This is a genomic window from Magnetococcales bacterium (genome assembly GCA_015228935.1).
Taxonomy (GTDB): domain Bacteria; phylum Pseudomonadota; class Magnetococcia; order Magnetococcales; family DC0425bin3; genus HA3dbin3.
Map to the genome: position 1 here is coordinate 36,987 of JADGCO010000003.1, position 17,358 is coordinate 54,344.

Annotated in this window: 14 protein-coding genes and 1 tRNA gene; 5 read left to right on the top strand and 10 right to left on the bottom strand. The window is 53.3% G+C overall.

Annotation, left to right across the window (positions count from 1 at the left end; all coding sequences use genetic code 11):
* The 3 genes from HQL65_01995 to nfo form a co-directional block, all read left to right on the top strand.
* On the top strand, positions 1-1,100 hold a 1,100-nt coding region (locus HQL65_01995), incomplete at its 5' end, for a hypothetical protein (GenBank protein MBF0134984.1).
* Between the two features lie 191 nt (positions 1,101-1,291).
* Positions 1,292-3,580, top strand: coding sequence for a PAS domain S-box protein (locus tag HQL65_02000; protein MBF0134985.1), 2,289 nt, complete (start codon positions 1,292-1,294; stop codon positions 3,578-3,580).
* 2 nt (positions 3,581-3,582) lie between these two features.
* Positions 3,583-4,434 carry a deoxyribonuclease IV gene (gene nfo / locus HQL65_02005; protein ID MBF0134986.1) on the top strand — a complete coding sequence of 284 codons (852 nt, stop codon included), beginning with the start codon at positions 3,583-3,585 and terminating at the stop codon, positions 4,432-4,434.
* A gap of 18 nt (positions 4,435-4,452) precedes the next feature.
* On the opposite strand, the gene HQL65_02010 is transcribed toward nfo, so the two are convergent.
* Both HQL65_02010 and ilvD read right to left on the bottom strand, forming a co-directional pair.
* Positions 4,453-5,877 carry a mannose-1-phosphate guanylyltransferase/mannose-6-phosphate isomerase gene (locus HQL65_02010; GenBank protein ID MBF0134987.1) on the bottom strand — a complete coding sequence of 475 codons (1,425 nt, stop codon included), beginning with the start codon at positions 5,875-5,877 and terminating at the stop codon, positions 4,453-4,455.
* Positions 5,878-5,959: 82 nt separating this feature from the next.
* Positions 5,960-7,825, bottom strand: a complete 1,866-nt coding sequence (gene ilvD, locus HQL65_02015; protein MBF0134988.1) for a dihydroxy-acid dehydratase — start codon at positions 7,823-7,825, stop codon at positions 5,960-5,962.
* Between the two features lie 391 nt (positions 7,826-8,216).
* On the opposite strand from ilvD, the gene HQL65_02020 reads away from it, so the two are divergent.
* A complete protein-coding gene (locus HQL65_02020) occupies positions 8,217-8,885 on the top strand; it encodes an acetyltransferase (protein ID MBF0134989.1) in 669 nt (222 codons plus the stop codon).
* Positions 8,882-9,727: a 3-keto-5-aminohexanoate cleavage protein gene (locus tag HQL65_02025; protein ID MBF0134990.1), complete on the top strand. Its 846-nt coding sequence runs from the start codon at positions 8,882-8,884 to the stop codon at positions 9,725-9,727. The genes HQL65_02020 and HQL65_02025 overlap by 4 nt, the downstream gene beginning before the upstream one ends.
* Here HQL65_02025 and HQL65_02030 read toward each other — a convergent pair.
* The 8 genes from HQL65_02030 to lpxI all read right to left on the bottom strand — a co-directional run bounded on the left by HQL65_02030 (position 9,704) and on the right by lpxI (position 17,358).
* A complete protein-coding gene (locus HQL65_02030; protein ID MBF0134991.1) occupies positions 9,704-10,804 on the bottom strand; it encodes a DegT/DnrJ/EryC1/StrS family aminotransferase in 1,101 nt (366 codons plus the stop codon). The two genes, HQL65_02025 and HQL65_02030, sit on opposite strands and share 24 nt — an antisense overlap.
* A 112-nt stretch (positions 10,805-10,916) precedes the next feature.
* On the bottom strand, positions 10,917-11,855 hold the full coding sequence (locus tag HQL65_02035) for a glycosyltransferase (GenBank protein ID MBF0134992.1): 939 nt from the start codon (positions 11,853-11,855) through the stop codon (positions 10,917-10,919).
* 463 nt (positions 11,856-12,318) lie between these two features.
* Positions 12,319-13,137 (bottom strand): cytosolic protein, encoded by an 819-nt coding sequence (locus HQL65_02040; GenBank protein ID MBF0134993.1) that lies wholly within the window; start codon positions 13,135-13,137, stop codon positions 12,319-12,321.
* A gap of 298 nt (positions 13,138-13,435) precedes the next feature.
* A tRNA-Lys gene (locus HQL65_02045) sits at positions 13,436-13,511 on the bottom strand.
* A gap of 80 nt (positions 13,512-13,591) precedes the next feature.
* On the bottom strand, positions 13,592-13,966 hold the full coding sequence (trxA, locus tag HQL65_02050; GenBank protein ID MBF0134994.1) for a thioredoxin: 375 nt from the start codon (positions 13,964-13,966) through the stop codon (positions 13,592-13,594).
* A gap of 289 nt (positions 13,967-14,255) precedes the next feature.
* The gene (gene lpxB, locus HQL65_02055) at positions 14,256-15,407 is read right to left on the bottom strand and encodes a lipid-A-disaccharide synthase (protein ID MBF0134995.1); all 1,152 of its coding nucleotides are present in this window, start codon (positions 15,405-15,407) and stop codon (positions 14,256-14,258) included.
* A complete protein-coding gene (locus HQL65_02060; GenBank protein MBF0134996.1) occupies positions 15,404-16,375 on the bottom strand; it encodes a Gfo/Idh/MocA family oxidoreductase in 972 nt (323 codons plus the stop codon). The genes lpxB and HQL65_02060 overlap by 4 nt, the downstream gene beginning before the upstream one ends.
* Positions 16,376-16,416: 41 nt before the next feature.
* Entirely contained in the window at positions 16,417-17,358 is a 942-nt protein-coding gene (lpxI, locus tag HQL65_02065) for a UDP-2,3-diacylglucosamine diphosphatase LpxI (GenBank protein ID MBF0134997.1), read from the bottom strand.

Below are 17,358 nucleotides of genomic sequence, written 5' to 3' on the forward strand. Positions count from 1 at the left end.
CACAATCTTCCACGGCCAGTGAAATCCGCCTGGACTCCTGGGATGCGGTTCCTGATGAGCCTGTGCCGGCTGCCACACAATCTTCCACGGCCAGTGAAATCCGCCTGGACTCCTGGGATGCGGTTCCTGAGGTACAGAGTAACCTTGCGGATGTTTCGGAGGAGGATTCCGGCTTGCATCTGGCAGAAGAAACGGGATTGATTGGCATCTCGAACATGGTTGGCGTTGGCAAGATGTCGAACGTTGGAACAGTTGCAAGAATACCCTCAGATCCACTCAAAAGCGTTGCTGTTGATTTGCATCGGGAGTGGATTGTCAGCGAAAATAAATCCTCACAATTTCATCCGGAGGAGATACCGGCAGACCTGTTGGAAGATTTATCGGTTGATCTGGTAATGGAGACGGGAAACACTCTTTTTTCATCTGGAAACAAGATCTTCAAACTACCTGACAAAGACAGATCCGTTCTTGAACCTGTCGCCGATCATGGCACCATGGAGAATCTGGTCCAGGATGAGGAACCTGCCGGAAGAGTGGCTCCCGAAAGCGAGAGAGAATCAGGGGCTGATGAACCTGCCCCCTCGACAGAACCCGAAGAACTGGTTTTGGTACAAAGAGATCTGGGTTTTTCTGCCTCCGGTCAGGATCTTTTGTTCAGCAGTGGCGTCAAATTGATGCATGCCCACGATGAACCCCTTGATTTCGGATTTGATGATATCGCTTCTGAACCTGCGGCCATGAAATCCGAGCCTGTCGTCAAACCCGAATCTGTAGACAGGCCAATTGATGCATCGGATTCGGTTCAGGATACATCCGAACCCAGCGATGTGTCTGAACCGGTTCAGGATGCAACCGAATCCGTCGATGCACCTGATCCGGTTCTGGATGCAACCAAATCCATCGATGCACCTGACCCGGTTCTCGATGCAACCGAATCCATCGATGCACCTGACCCGGTTCTGGATGCAAACGAACCCGTCGATGTGTCTGAACCGGTTCAGGATGCAACCGAATCCATCGATGCACCTGATCCGGTTCTGGATGCAACCGAATCCAACGCAGAAAAAAAAAGCCCGCAGTTTCCTCTGAAGAGACCATAAAAGCAGAACAACCGAAGCGTGAAGGTCCTGTTGTGGTCACATCGGCAGAATTGCAAGCGACATTGCCTCCAAAGCCCTCCTCCACCCTGGAGGCCATCGGCAGGGAAAGTGCCCAGTTGTTGCGTGATCATTTTCGGCGGTTGCTTGGCATGTTCTATTGATTGAGGGGAATGCATCGACAGGAATGAATGATGTCCAATCAGGAAACCGACGCAAAAGCAGATTTTCAGAGACTTGATCCCGGGAAAGGGTCTGGTTTGTTGGCAACCGAAAGCAGGGATCCCCCATCACCCTGGCCCATGACGTCCCCATGGAAAGTGATCGTCATTGACGACGATATCGCGGTTCACAAGCTGACAAACAGCCTGTTGTCGGATCTGGTTTTTGAAAACATGCCATTGCGTTTGTTCAACGGATACTCTGGCGCGGAAGCCCGGCAGTTGCTTCAGGCCCATCCGGATGCAGCCATTCTTCTCCTGGATGTGGTGATGGAGTCGGAACGGGAAGGACTGGATGTCGTGCGCTTTGTCCGAAACGACATGCAGAATCCTTTTGTGCGCATCATTCTGCGGACCGGGCAATTGGCGATGGCCCCGGAACGGGACGTGGTCCTGCAATACGATATCAATGATTATATTGAAAAAGCTGATTTGAAAGTCCACAAATTTCTGACGGCTGTCATAACGGGTTTGCGGGGATATCGCGATTTAATGCGCATCCAGCACCTTGCCTTGTCCAACGAACTGTTGGAACAAAGGGTACGGGAACGCACCAATGCCCTGAATCATGCCAACGAGATCCTGAATCGAAAAAATCACGAGTTGGAAAAAGAGATCCGCGAACGGCTCTCTCTGGAAAAGAAAAAAGAGCGTATTCACGAGTCCACCCTGATCATCGGGCAACTCTTGCGCATGGCCCTGGAACCCTTGACCCTGCTTGAACAATTGCAACAGGCCATGGAACTGATTTTGTCCATTCCCTGGTTGTCTCTCAAGGCCCAGGGAGGCATTTTTCTGGTTGACAGGAAAAACGGGGAATTTTTTCTCGTGGTGCAGAAGGGTCTGCCGGATGGCCCGTTACGGAAATGCGCCCGGATCCAGCAAGGTGAATGTTTGTGTGGTCTGGCTGCCAAAACCCGTAAAATCGTTTTTTCCGACAGTCTGGACCACCGCCATGCAACCTGTTACGAAGATATGCAGGAGCATGGACATTACTGTGTGCCGATTTTGCACCAGGGGAAAGCCTTGGGAATATTGAATCTCTACCTGAAAGCCGGGCATCAGCAAGAGAACGAGGAGGAGATTTTTCTGACCCACGTTGCCAACACCCTGGCCAACATCATTGATCGGGCACGGACGGGGGCGGAACGGGATCGACTGGTGGCCATCCTGGAATCCACAAGCGACCTGGTGTGCATGGTTGGACCTGATTTGAATCTGGTCTATCTGAACCGGGCCGGGCGGCAAATGCTGAATTGGCCGTTGGGAATGGATCTTTCCGGCAAGACGCTGGCGGATTTGCACGCCGGCTGGGCCTGGGAATCGGTCCGTGCCCAGGGTTTGCCGGCAGCCCGCAATCTGGGTGTCTGGACCGGTGAAACCGCCCTTCTGGACAGCATGGGAGATGAAATCCCGGTCTCACAGGTGATCGTGGCCCATCATGGTGCCAATGGCGATGTGGAATTTTTTTCAGGAGTCATGCGCGATATTTCCCTGCGCAAAACTGCCGAAAAAGAGATTCGCGTCATGAATCTGGAATTGGAAAGACGCATCCGGGAACGGACTTCGGCCCTGGAGTTGGCCAACAAGGAACTGGAATCGTTTGCCTATACAGTCTCTCATGACCTGCGGGGACCATTGCGTTCCATCAGCGGGTTCAGTGACATTCTACTGGAAGATTACGAAGACCGGCTGGACGACGACGGCAAGGAGTACCTGGCCAACCTGCGTCAAGGTTGCAAGGAGATGAACGCCCTGATCGACGGGCTGTTGCGTCTGTCGCGCTCGACTCAGGGTGAGGTATTTCGGCAAAGCATTGATCTTTCAGCCCTGAGCGAAGATGTGTTGACCCAATTGGGCCGGTCAACCCCGCAACGACCTGTCACCTGGCGGGTCATGCCCGGGATGCGGGTATTCGGGGATTTGCGTCTGATCAAGACGGCCATGGAAAACATGTTGAACAATGCCTGGAAATATACCGGCAAGAGTCCACGCGCCGTGATTGAAATTGCCTATCGCCATGAGGGGCGGGAAATTGTCTACTCCATTCGTGACAACGGGGTGGGATTTGACATGGCCTATGCTTCCAAACTGTTTCATCCTTTTCAAAGGTTGCACAAATCCCGTGACTTTGAGGGAATTGGCATCGGCCTGGCCACTGTGCAACGGATCATCAACCGGCATGGGGGGCGTATCTGGGCTGAGGCCATTGTGGGACAAGGAGCTACCTTCCATTTTACCCTGCCAGGCACGGAGAAATGATCATGGGCAAACGGGTCGGTGCGCATGTCAGCATTGCCGGAGGTGTCTGGAATGCCCCCTTGCACGCCCAGGCCATGGGGGCACAAGCCTTCGCCATGTTTACCAAGAACCAGCGCCAGTGGCAGGCCAGACCTTTGACCCGGGACGAGTGTGAAAAATTCAAGGAAAACATGGCCATCTGTGGGTTTCGTCCGGAACATGTCCTGCCCCATGATGGATATCTCATCAATTTGGGTCATCCGGATCCCCAGGCGCGGGAAAAATCCCTGGCTGCCTTCATCGATGAAATGCAGCGTTGCCAGCAGCTCGGCTTGACCTGCCTGAATTTTCATCCAGGCAGCCATCTTCGGGAAATTGAGCCGGAGCGTTGTCTGGAAATGATCGCAACGGCCATCAATCAGGCCCTGGCAAGAACCGAAGCAGTGGTGGCTGTCATTGAAAACACCGCCGGGCAGGGGAGCAATCTGGGATATGATTTTGGGCAGATTGCCGCCATTATGGCCCAAATTGAGGATCGCAGCCGGGTTGGCGTCTGTCTGGATACCTGTCATGCCTTTGCAGCGGGGTATGACTTGCGAACCCCGGAGGGTTATGCCGCAACCATGACGGCGTTTGATCAGAGTATCGGTTTTGCCTGTTTGAAGGGCATGCATCTCAACGATGCCAAGAAAGGGTTGAACAGCCGGGTGGATCGGCACGAAAACCTGGGACGGGGCAACCTGGGTCTGGAGCCTTTCCGCCGCATCATGAACGATGCACGCATGGAAGAGATTCCACTGATCCTGGAGACCATTGACGAAACGCTCTGGCCCGAAGAGATCAAGCTTCTTTATTCACTTTCCGACCAGGCATAGCCACGTTTCATGTTAAACTCATGAATCGCCGTCACGGCCATATTCGTCGTCAAAGCGGACAATATCGTCTTCTTCCAGGTAACTGCCTGATTGAACCTCGATGACCTCCAGAGGAATCTTGCCGGGATTTTCCAGGCGATGTTTGATGCCGACCGGAATGTAGGTGGACTCGTCTTCAGCCAACAGACAGGCTTCATTTTCCTTGAAGACCCGGGCCGTGCCCTTGACGATGACCCAATGTTCCGCACGGTGATGATGCATTTGCATCGAGAGTGATTTGCCCGGATTCACTGTAATCCGTTTGACCTGAAACCGTTCGGCAGCATTGATGGTTTCATAACTTCCCCAGGGGCGAAAAACCCGTCTGTGGATGCGAGGCTCGGCACGTCCGGTTTTGTTCAGGTGGACGACCATGTTTTTGATCTCTTGCGCCCGATCCATGGGGGCTACCAGGACGGCGTCACTGGTTTCCACGACAATATGATTTTCCAGACCGACAGCCGCCAGCAAACGGTCCTCACTGCGCAGATAGCAGTTCCGGCTCTCCAGGATGGCCACGTCGCCGCTGGTGACGTTGCCCTCCGGATCGTGTTCCCCCACTTCCCAAAGCGAGGTCCAGGATCCCAGATCGCTCCAACCCACCGTCATGGGAACCACCACGGCCCGGTCGGTTTTTTCCATGACGGCGTAATCGATGGAAATCTTGGGTGAGGTCATGAAAGCTTTTGGTTCCAGACGGAGAAAATCCAGGTCAATGCCGGCGTCGGCGACAGCCACCCGACACGCGGAGACGATGGTGGGGGCGTGTCGGTCCATTTCAGCCAAAAACTGGTCGCCACGGAACATGAAAATGCCGCTGTTCCAATAATAGTTTCCGGATGCCAGATATTTTTTGGCGGTTTCCAGGTCGGGTTTTTCCACAAACCGGCTGACCTGGAACACGTTGGGAGATTGTGTTGCAAGGCCACCCTGGATGTAGCCGAATCCGGTTTCGGGGTGGAGGGGGTGGATGCCGAAGGTGACCAGATGGCCATTCTGGGCGGCGGGCAAACCTTGTTCGACGGCCTTGCGGAAGCCGGCTTCATCCAGAATGACGTGATCGGCGGGCAAAACGAGCAGGATGGCTTCGGGATCGGTTTGCAGGGCTTGCAGAGCGGCACAGGTGGTGGCTGGAGCCGTGTTGCGTCCGGACGGTTCCAGCAGAATGGCACCGGGTGTGATGCCCACGGAGCGCATCTGTTCCGCAACCAGAAAGCGATGCTCCTGATTGCAGACCAGGATGGGTTTGCCGACCTGGGCCATTCCCGCAAGGCGCAAAACAGCCGACTGAAACAATGATTTGTCTCGCGAGGCCAGATTCTGGAATTGTTTCGGAAAGGTTTGTCGGGACATCGGCCACAGGCGTGTTCCGGCACCTCCGGAAAGAATGGTTGGAATCAGCATTGTTTTTCCTTGGATTGCGTCCGCGCCAAAGAGTTGGCGCGATGAATATTCATGAAATGTCAGCGCTCACGATTTGCCGGCCCTAATTCCGGCCAATCAAGGCCAGATCCCTGACCGCCCCCCGGGATGCCGACGTGGCCAACGCCGCATAGGTGCGCAACGCCAGCGAAACCTCCCGTTCCCGGTCCAGGGGACGGAAAGCATCCTTGCCTTTGGCCAACATGCGTTGCCGCCGCTGTTGCAGTGTCTCCTCGGTGACCCGCAATTGGATGGCACGTCCAGGAATGTCAATTTCGATGATATCCCCCTCTTCCACCAGGGCAATTTCTCCCCCTTCGGCGGCTTCTGGCGAGACGTGGCCAATGGACAATCCGGAAGTGCCACCTGAAAAACGTCCATCCGTGATCAAGGCGCACACCTTGCCCAGATTTTTGGCCTTGATGTAGCTGGTGGGATACAACATTTCCTGCATGCCTGGTCCTCCCTTGGGACCTTCATAACGAATCAGGACCACATCTCCGGGCTGGATCCGATCTCCCAGAATGGCATCGCAGGCTGCGTCCTGACTGGAAAAAATACGGGCCGGCCCGGAAAAGCGCCAGATCGAGGGATCCACGCCCGCTGTTTTGACGATGCACCCTTCCCGGGCAATATTGCCATAAAGGACCGCCAAGCCTCCGTCACGAGTATACGCATGGGCCATATCCCGGATGCATCCCCCCTGCCGGTCAAGATCGGGCGTTTCCCAGCGGGTGCCCTGACTGAAGGGTTCCTGGGTGGCGACTCCGCCTGGTGCAGCCGCATAACGATTTCTGGCACCCGGAGCCGTCAGAATATCTTCCTTTCGCAATACCTCTGCCAGGGTCACGCCCCGCACCGTCAAACCATCATGATGGATCAACCCACCCCGATCCAGTTCAGCCAAAATGGCATGGACCCCACCTGCCCGATGGACATCTTCCACATGATACCGTTCCGTGGCCGGGGCCACTTTGCACAAACAGGGAACCTTGCGCGACAACCGGTCAATATCGGCCATGGTGAAATCGACACCGGCCTCCTGGGCTGCGGCCAGCAGATGCAACACCGTATTGGTCGATCCTCCCATGGCAATGTCCAGACACATGGCATTTTCAAATGCCTCGAAATTGGCAATGGACCGTGGCAATACCCGGCTGTCGTCGGCTTCATAATATTTTTTGGTGAGGGTCATGATGAGGCGTCCGGCTTCCAGAAACAGCTCGCGCCGATCCATGTGGGTGGCCAACAGGGTTCCATTGCCCGGCAGGGCCAGACCCAGGGCCTCGACCAGGCAGTTCATGGAATTGGCGGTAAACATGCCGGAGCAGGAACCGCAGGTTGGACAGGAGGAACGTTCCATGATGTTCAAATCCGCATCGGAGACTTCCGGATTTCCGGCAGCAATCATGGAATCGATCAGGTCCAGTTTGCGGGTACGCTTGCCACTTCCCTCCTCGCCTTTGAGAACCATGCGTCCCGCCTCCATCGGACCCCCAGAGACAAACACGGCCGGAATATTCAAACGCAAGGCCGCCATCAACATCCCGGGAGTGATCTTGTCGCAATTGGAGATACATACGAGCGCATCCGCCGTATGGGCATTGACCATGTATTCGACACTATCGGCAATCAGATCGCGTGACGGCAGGGAATAAAGCATCCCCGCATGGCCCATGGCAATGCCATCATCGATGGCTATGGTGTTGAACTCTTTGGCAATGCCGCCGTTGTTTTCAATTTCCTTCGCCACCATCCGTCCCACATCGCGCAAATGCACATGTCCCGGTACAAACTGCGTGAACGAATTGGCAACGGCAACAATGGGCTTGCCAAAATCCTTCTCGGTCACGCCGGTTGCACGCCATAACGCCCTTGCACCAGCCATATTGCGACCATGCGTCGATTTCCGGGAACGGTACTGAGGCATGTTGACAGTCCTTTTCTGGAGACAGGTTGCTGGATAAACGTGATCAATCAATATTCTGAATATGCTTTGTATGCACGAAATTGTCAGACTGATGACTGAACCAGTCAGGCACCACGAAAAAACAAACCTGACTGAGTATACGCCATTTTTCCTGAATTGTGACCCCCCATGCAATGTGCCCACTTCAAGGCAAAGTGTGGCCAGGAAACTGGAGGTATACCTCTTTACCATGATAAAATACCAGGAAACCGGGAAACAGATCCGAAAATAAACTTGACTATACACCCTGAAACAACGAGATTTCAAAATAACCTGTCCAGTATATTCCGGAATTCAAGGTACAATGAGTTTCCGGGAAAACACGGTTTCATGAGCAGGATTGGAAAATACCATGCATGCATCGAAGGTCGTCATATTTGGCAATGGCACGTTTGCCAGTCTGGCATGGTCTTGTCTCACCCATGACAGCCCCTGGCAGGTTGCGGCTTTTACCGCTGATCGTGATTTCATCAAAGAAACAACCCACGAAGGACTGCCGGTGGTGCCCTTTGATGCCTTGCCGACGCTCTTTCCACCACATGATTTCAAGATATCAATTCCGCTGGGTTGTGTCAACATCAACGGGTTACGGCTCGAACGTTACCTACAGGCCAAGTCGATGGGATATCAGTTTATCAGCTACGTTTCCAGCCGTGCCACCACATGGCCCAATGTGCAAATCGGCGAAAATTGTTTCATCTACGACCATGCCATTCTGGAACCTTTTTCCCGCGTGGGCGACAATGTCATCATTCGGGCGGCAGCGCTGATTTCCCATCATGGTGTCATAGGAAGTCATTCCATGCTGTCAGGGGGAGTTGTCCTGGGAGGCAATGTTCACATCGGTGAGCGGGTGTTTGTCGGCCTGGGAGCCGTCGTGCGCAACGGTTTGCGCCTGGCTGAACGCAGTTTTATCGGCGCCGGGGCGGTGGTTATTGCCGATACTGAAGCCGATGGTGTCTATGTGGGCAATCCGGCACGAAAAACGGCCCGTACCTCCATGCAAGTCTCAGCGGCATGATTTCTTCTTCACCTGCCATCATCAACCTGGCACCCACCGGCATGGTGGCGAGCCGGAGTGATAACGAACATCTTCCTGTAACCCCTGAAGAGATCGCACAGGATGGATGTGCCTGCATCGCGGCTGGCGCATCCATGATCCACCTGCATGCACGCGATGCCAAAGGACATGCAACAGCCGATCCGCAAATTTTTGCCGATATCATTGGTCGAATTCGCCAGCAACACCCGGATGTCATTCTCATCGTCACCACCAGTGGCCGATTCTGGCAGGACTACGAAAGACGTTCGGCAGTTCTGGCGCTGGATGGAAAAGCAAAACCAGATATGGCCAGTCTGACCATGGGGTCGGTCAATTTTTCTGGCCAGGCCGGAATCAATGATCCGGATATGATTCAACGTCTGGCAATCACGATGCGGGATCGTGACATCAAACCGGAAATGGAAATTTTCGACCTGGGCATGATCAATTATTCAAAATATTTAATTAAAAAAGGCATCATAAAAAAACCCTATTATTTCAACATCATCATGGGCAATGTGTCCTCCGCCCAGGCCACCCTGTTGCATGTGGCCACCCTGGTGAACGACCTGCCGGAAGATTCCATCTGGTGTCTGGCAGGAATTGGTCGTGCCCAGTTGTCCATGAACGTCCTGGGTCTGACTGCGGGATATGGGGTAAGAGTGGGGTTGGAAGACAATTTGTGGACGGATTCCGAACGCAAAATACCCGCATCCAATGTCGCCATGGTCAAGCGGATCGCGGCACTGGCCAATCTGCTGAATCGTCCTCCCGCACTTCCGGAGGCAACCCGTTCTTTATTGGGATTGCCCTGCAAGTAACTGCTGCGACGTTCCTGACACGGTATGGACACCCTGCCCGGCAAGACCTGCCAGTAACCGCTGCAACGCTCCTGACACGGTGTGGATGTCCTGCTCGGTAAGAAAAGAATGAAATGGCAAGCCCAGGGGGGTCAGGTTGTCTGTCACCGGCAACCGGTCATCTCCGCAAGGACCTGATCGCTCGACCTTTGCAAACTGGCGATGACCGTGCAAAGGCGGCAAATACCAGTGACGTGTTTCGATGCCTGCCTGTGCCAGGGTTTCTGCATGTTGACGACTATCGCCCGGCAGTTGCACCGACAAAACGCTCGGAGGCATATCCGGCGAAAAAGGCTGATACTGGACTCCTCTCAAACCTTTCAGTTCGACCTGATAGAGCGTCCATACCCTGCGAAAAGCATTGAGAATCGTCGGCCAACGTGCCAGTTGGGCCAGCCCGACCGCTGCGGCATATTCACTTAATTTTGCATTGGTTCCACCAGAACAAACAATCTCGCCCTGGTTGAAACCGAAATTACTCATGCGACGGACACGCTCCGCCAATTCGGGATCGCCGGTAGCAAAGATTCCCCCCTCACCAATTCCCAGGGGTTTGGTGGCATGCAGACTGTATATAGCATGGGTCAGAGACCCAATGCGCTGATGTCCGAGCGCCGCCGCCGCATCCATCAACACAGGCACGCCGGTCTCCCGGGTAAACTGGTCCCACTCGTGGACGGGCAGTGGCAAACCAAAAGCCGCGACAGGCAAAATCAGCCCGAACCTCCGATAACGTCCTGCAACTGTGGCTATTTCCGGCGTGAGTGTCCAGGTCGAAGGATTGACATCACTCAATACCGGTAACAATCCGCAACGTAGTACCGCCAAAATAGTGGCCGGAAAAGTAAACGACGGCAATAGAACCGGCGTGCCTGAAGGAATACCGATGGCCGTAATCCCCAATTCCAGGGCAAGGGTGCCGGATGAGAGGGCAACACAGTTTCCTCCCCTCTCCCCAGCTCCCGTCATGATTGATAAATCATGTTCATACTCCTCCAGAAGAGGGCCAAAATTGGTGTACCAATTCGTTTGCTGCATGCATTCAAGATGGGGTTGCAACTCCACGAAGGAGGGCTGGTTTGGAACAAGGCAGCGAATCATGAAATCGTTCTTGAAAGCGGGATTCATAAAAATACCGGACTGAATCTCATCAGCGATTATAAAAAACCATCACACTACAATTACACAATCTATTCCTTATTATTTTCCACAATAATTTCAAATAAAACATCGGCGCATTTGCCACCATGCTCAACAAAATATATGCTTGGCTCAAACCAGATTCGTCAACTTTACGTTGCCAATTCCTGAATTGGTTCCAATCTTTGTTTATTATAGCATTAAAAAACACGCTTTTTAAATATTTAACCATATATTGACGCAAAATTTGTCGATTCGCACCTGCTTTTTCAGCCAACATAACCGATTTCCAATATAGCTCCTTGACTTTTTTTGGTTCTCTGAGTTGTATCGATGTCAAAGAGTGTCGATATGCTACCAAAGAACGGCTAATATAACCGATAGTTCCATGACTTGCCAGTAAAATATTACGATGATAATCAAACAATATATCTGTTTGCAAAAAAGAACTTTTACAACGATTCCTGTACATCACCGAACTGGCATTTAAGAAATCACCTTCCTTTACCAAAAAATCCAAATCAAATCGTGGAGGAATATTCCCATTAAACTTCCCAGACAATTCGCCAGAATCACTGATCACAATAGCATTTGTATACACAGCAACACATTCTTCATTCAAACCCAGAAAATCCAACTGGTATGCCAATTTCCCCGGGAACCAGAAATCATCACCATCCATGAACGCAATAAAATCACCAGTTGTTCTTCTGATGAGACTTTGATAGTTTTTTGTCGATCCGATATTTTTTTCTTGAAACACTGGATAAATCAAATCTGGAAATTTTTGTGCATAATCTGCAATAATTTCCCTGGAGCGATCCGATGAACAATCATCGCCGACAAACACCTCAAGATCGGCCTGAACCTGCTGACCAACAACACTGGAGAGACAGTCACCTATATATTTTTCATGGTTATAGCAGAGAATACAAACCGAAATTTTCAATACACTCATCCCTCGCGCACAAAGCAAAACGTTTCATCACGTCTGATACCTTATCCATAACTTGCCTGACAGAAGACATTCTGTTCAGACACGGAATCGAGGTGCGAATTTGACCAAATCGGTTTTTTTCCTCCGTCTTTTCTGCGCCAAGAATGATTCAGCCAATAAAGAGCCATAGCTCCGATGACCTGCGCCCAAATTCTGCGAAAGCGGAACCTGGGCCATTCGGAAACGGCTTCTCCATGCCCAGATTGTCCCGGATTTCACCTCTCCAGTCCACCAAAATCCGCAAGGATGCCCCACCGCGATGCCCGGAATCGGGTCGGACGAGTCAACACGGAAGAAAATTCTCTGAGAATAATTTTTACGAAATCTTTACAAAAAGAAGAATTTCCGACTCTCCATCAGTGGCCGGGAAGTGCTGAATGGGAGAAGTAACATGATGCGATCCAACACGTTCCATCTAAGTCGTTCCGCTTGTCGTCTCGTCACCAAAAACGTCGTTCAGTGAACGAGCATCAATCGCCCGGTCTATCCACGCATCCAGAGTATCGAGACTGGCAGCGTGAACTTTTGGCTCAACCCAACCGGGCAGGTCAAGAAAACGACGTCGAAAGATTCGAAGCAGAACACTGGATTTTTCTTCTTGGCGGCCTTCTTCCTTGCCTCTCTTATGGCCAATCCGCTCCACGCTTGTAATATAAGGCATTTCCTTGTTCTCCTCAAAGTTGGATAGATTTACCCAGAATTGGTTGTCCAACTCTTCTGGCAGGCTCAGCACCCAGTCGATAAATCGAAAGAGATCAACGATCTGTTGGCGGCTGAAACCACGCTCGTACAACATGCGCGTGATGCGCATTTTTTGCTGAAATCGTTCCGTCGGTTGGTTTTTGGTCTGTTTGCCGGTCAGATGTGCCAAAATGACGATGGCAAACGGATTGGTGGACGACTCCAAGAGATCCAATCTGGACAGATAATCCAGCAATTTGATGGCATTGAACTGGAAACTGAGCTTTGATCCCCAGATCTGGTAACCAAACGCCGATGGCCGCCAGGCACCTTCTTCGTCAGCGAGAACGGCCAAGCTGACCACAGGTCTTTTATAGAGGTCGAATGCCCGATACTGACAGGTGAACATCCGCTCTTCAAAATGCGGATCGCGATTTCCCTGGACTTCGACATGGATCAGTACCCAGAGTTCATCACCGTCGAGCAGCCAGACCTTGACCAGTAGATCAACACGACGATTGCCGGACTCCGCCTCCCGCGTGATCCGGTCCAACTCCTTGTCCAGAAATTCCGGGGCACACTGCCAGTCGATACCAGCATGTGCCTCTGGCAGGAAAAACTCCAGAAAATCCTTCAAATATATCCTCAGGATCTCTTTCCACGGGGAGTCATACTCGGTAGGTTGACTCTGCTTGTCGTGATCAATCATCTAAACGTCCCCCACTATCACTAAACTATAATAAACTTTGAAATTGCAAGTGAAAGAGTGAGTTCGACCTGGTGTATTCCAAACGACCACGGCCACCCCGAGAGGTGGCCGCAGAAGATGAAAAGTCATAGTAAAATCAAAATGGTGGGCCGTGTAGGACTCGAACCTACGACCCGCTGATTAAGAGTCAGCTGCTCTACCATCTGAGCTAACGGCCCGGAGTTCACCAGTGAGTCGTGGATTATCCACCCATTGGCCCCGGAGGTCAAGTCCCGGAACCCATGCAAACCCCCTGCACTTAATTTTTTCTGTTTTTCTGTTGTTCCGCCACCTCTTTTTTGATGGCGGCCATATCCAATTCGAGAACTTTGTTGACCAGATCGGTCAGGGCGGATTCGGGAATCAGGCCGGGCTGGGAAAAAATGATGATTTTTTCCCGAAAAATCATGAGGGTCGGAATGGATTGAATGTGAAAATGAGAGGCAAGATCTTGTTCTTGATCGGTATTAACCTTGGCAAACACCACATTGGGAAATTGTTCGGACACTTTTTCAAAGATTGGCCCGAAGGTTTTGCATGGCCCGCACCAGGATGCCCAGAAATCAATAAAAACAGTATCATTTCCATCAACGAGTGCATCAAAATTGTGCTGGGTCATTTCCACGGTCGCCACGCTGATATCCTCCATTGTTTTTGAAAATAATTCGTAACTATTCAGCACCCTTTCAAGAAAAGCCTGAATATGAAAGCCTTTATCAGGGCTTCGCCCCGAACCCCACCAGGACTCCGTCCTGGACCTGCCAGGGAGCCAGCCCCCTGGACCCCGATTCGTTGCCGGATGATGAACAGTTACAAAAATTCAGCCAAATTTCACCTGAGGATAGGGCACTTTTCCAGAATGTCAATCAACTCTTTTCAATATCCTCTGCTGTAAAAAAATCGGCGACGACGTTTCCAGAAAGTCAATCAACTTTTTTTTTCAATGTTCTCTGCCGTAAAAAATCGGCGACGACGTGGGCGGCTCCATGTACCGGGGGTGCAAGGTGGGTATGCAGGATACCCAAATCGTGGCGCATCTGCTGGTTGGCTCGGGGATCCGTAAGGAGTTTCAGAAGATCGTCTGCCAGACGTTCCGGATTGGCGTCATCTTGAATACGTTCAGGGACCACGGCATATCCAGCCACCAGATTGGCCAGTGAGATAAATGGAACCTGGATGACATGCCGGCCAATTTCATAGGTAAGACGGTTGACGCGATACACCACGACCATGGGGGTTTGCAGGAGGGCGGCCTCCAGGGTGGCCGTTCCGGATGCCACCAGGGCCACATCGGCGGCGACCAGAAGATCGTGGGTCATTCCCTGCCGGATGGTAAGAGTCAACTGCGTGGCAGCCGGCCAGTATTGCTGGATGGTTTCCCGGGTCAGGGTCTCTGCCAGGGCCAATGCGAATCGACAGTGCGGTTGGGCAAGAGAGACCCTGTGACAGGCTTGCGCCATGACCGGCAACAACCGGGTAATCTCACTGCTGCGACTGCCGGGCAACAACGTGACCAGGAGCTGGTTTGGCGTGATGCCCAGTTCCTGGCGAATGACGTCGCGTGGGCGATGGTTCCGAATCTGATCGACCAGGGGATGTCCCACAAAGGTCACAGGCAACCCGGTTTTTGCATAATATTGTGGTTCAAAGGGAAACAGAACGAGGAGATGATCCACCAGACGGGCAATGCGCCACACCCGTTGGCGTCGCCAGGCCCAAACCTGGGGCGACACGTAGTGGATGACTGGGATGCCCAGTCGTTTGGCGCGACCGGCCAGCAAAAAATTGAAATCGGGAAGATCAATGGTCAGGAGCAGATCGGGTTTTTCCTGGTGCAGCAGGTTGACCAGATAGCTGAAAACCTGATGCAGCCGTGGCAAGCGCCGGACCACTTCCACCAGGCCGATGACCGACAGATCATTGACATCAAAGGGACCTTGCAATCCCTGAAGGCGCATGCGCGACCCGCCGACGCCGAGGGCCACAAGCCTGGGAAACTGTTGCCGCAGGCCGGCCAGCAGATTTGCTCCCAGCAAATCTCCGGAGGCTTCTCCTGCCACCAGAACGATTTTCACCGGTGACCATCCGCAGTCGTTTTGGCAAGGATCCTCTCACGAATTGCCATGACCACCTGAAGCGCTTTGCGGCCCTCACGACCGGAGACCAGGGGAGGCTGCTTCAGACGAACAGCGTTGCAAAATGCCCGAATTTCCGCCTCCAGGGTGTCGTGGTCCTGAAAGGACAACGGCTCGGCAACGACCGCTTCACCGCTCTTTTCATCCAGAAGCTCGGCAGGAGGACGGCGACGGGCAATGTGAACATTTTTGCTGATGAAATCCAGGGAGATGCAGGCATCATCCTGCAAAATCTGCATGCACCGGGTCGCCGTCGGCGAGACCCGGGAAGCCATGACATGGGCCGTCGCTCCATTGGCAAACTGCAAATGGGCCTGGGCCAGGTCGATATGCCGGGTCACGAGCGCCTGGCCATCCGCTTCGATTCCGGTCACTTCGGCACCCACAAAATCCAGGATCAGGTCCACATCATGGATCATGAGATCCAGGACGACATCCACATCCAGTGCCCGGTTTTTGAAGGGGGCCAGGCGTTGAGAGGTAATGTAACGGCACGGACGCAGCCGACCACTCTGCCGAAGGGCCATCACCGCCGGATGGAATCGCTTCAAATGTCCTACCTGAATGAGGCACCGGGTCTGGTCGGCGAGGCGGATCAGGGCATCGGCTTCGGCCAGGGTGGTCGTCATGGGTTTTTCCAGGAGTACATGAATCCCGGCCTTGAGGCAGGTCTCTGCCACGGAAAAATGGGCCAGGGTGGGCACGGCGATGGAAACCAGATCCACTTGATCCAGAATATTCCGGAAATCTTGCACATAAGGCACCTGCAAGGTTTCTCCGACCTGTTGCCCCCGCTCAGGATCGAGGTCGGCGACGGCCACCAGATCGACTCCCGGGATGTTCCGATATTTTTGGGCATGAAAGCGCCCCAGATAACCGGTGCCGATCACGGCGGCCCGTAATGTCATATCTGGAACGGAGGCGGGCGGCGGGTGCCCGGTGGGTGTGTTCATGGATTGTTTCCCGGAAAGTCATCCAGGGCTGGATGCATGGGTGCGACAGCGGCAATTTCGGCGTCGGTTGTGGCGACAAGAACCAGTTTGTGATGATTGGCTTTTTTCAAGGTGGTTTCGGGATCCAGGAGAATCACGCCGCCTGCCTCCACCACGAGAACCGGCAAACGGGCCGCCGCGAGGGTTGCCACGGTTCCGGGACCGATGGTGGGCAGATCCAGGCGCCGGTCCTGGGTCGGTTTGGAGACTTTGACGAGAATACCCTTTCCACCCGACAAATGTCCGGCACGCTGAATCATGGCATCTGTTCCTTCCATGGCCTCGACGGCCACCACGGTTTTGTCACGTACCACGACACCCTGGCCAATATCGAGGCGTCCCAGGGCCTTGGCTGCCCGCCAACCAAAGGCGATGTCGTTCCACTGCGCCGGCGTGGGTGCCAAATGTGTCAACTGACCGGGTGGTGCGAGCAGTTCGGGGAGATAATCGGTCACGCCGCGAACCTTGAATCCCCTGGATTCCACCAGACCTGCCACGGCCCGCAGCAGCAAATCGTCATGCAAATGCCGCAACTGCGCCACGAGTCGCACGGCCAACAGATCGGGCCGCACCTGCCATATGTTGGCCTTGGTGATGCCGCCGGCGAAGACCACCTCGTTCACCCGCTGGCGGGCCAGATAGTCCAGGATGCGGCCAAACTGCCCCAGGCGCACCCAGAGCAGATCCTCCACCAGATTGGCAAGATCCGGATCGGTCTCCTGGTGATGGGCCACAGCCACCAGGGAATACCGGCCTTCCTGGTGAATGGCCCTGGCAACGATCAGGGGCAACTGCCCGCTGCCGGCAACAAGACCTACACGAACTGCCGTGGAGACGTCACCCTGTTTCAGAAGCCTGTCTCCTGAAGAAGTGGCTGTATGCGGGGGAAAATGGTTCAC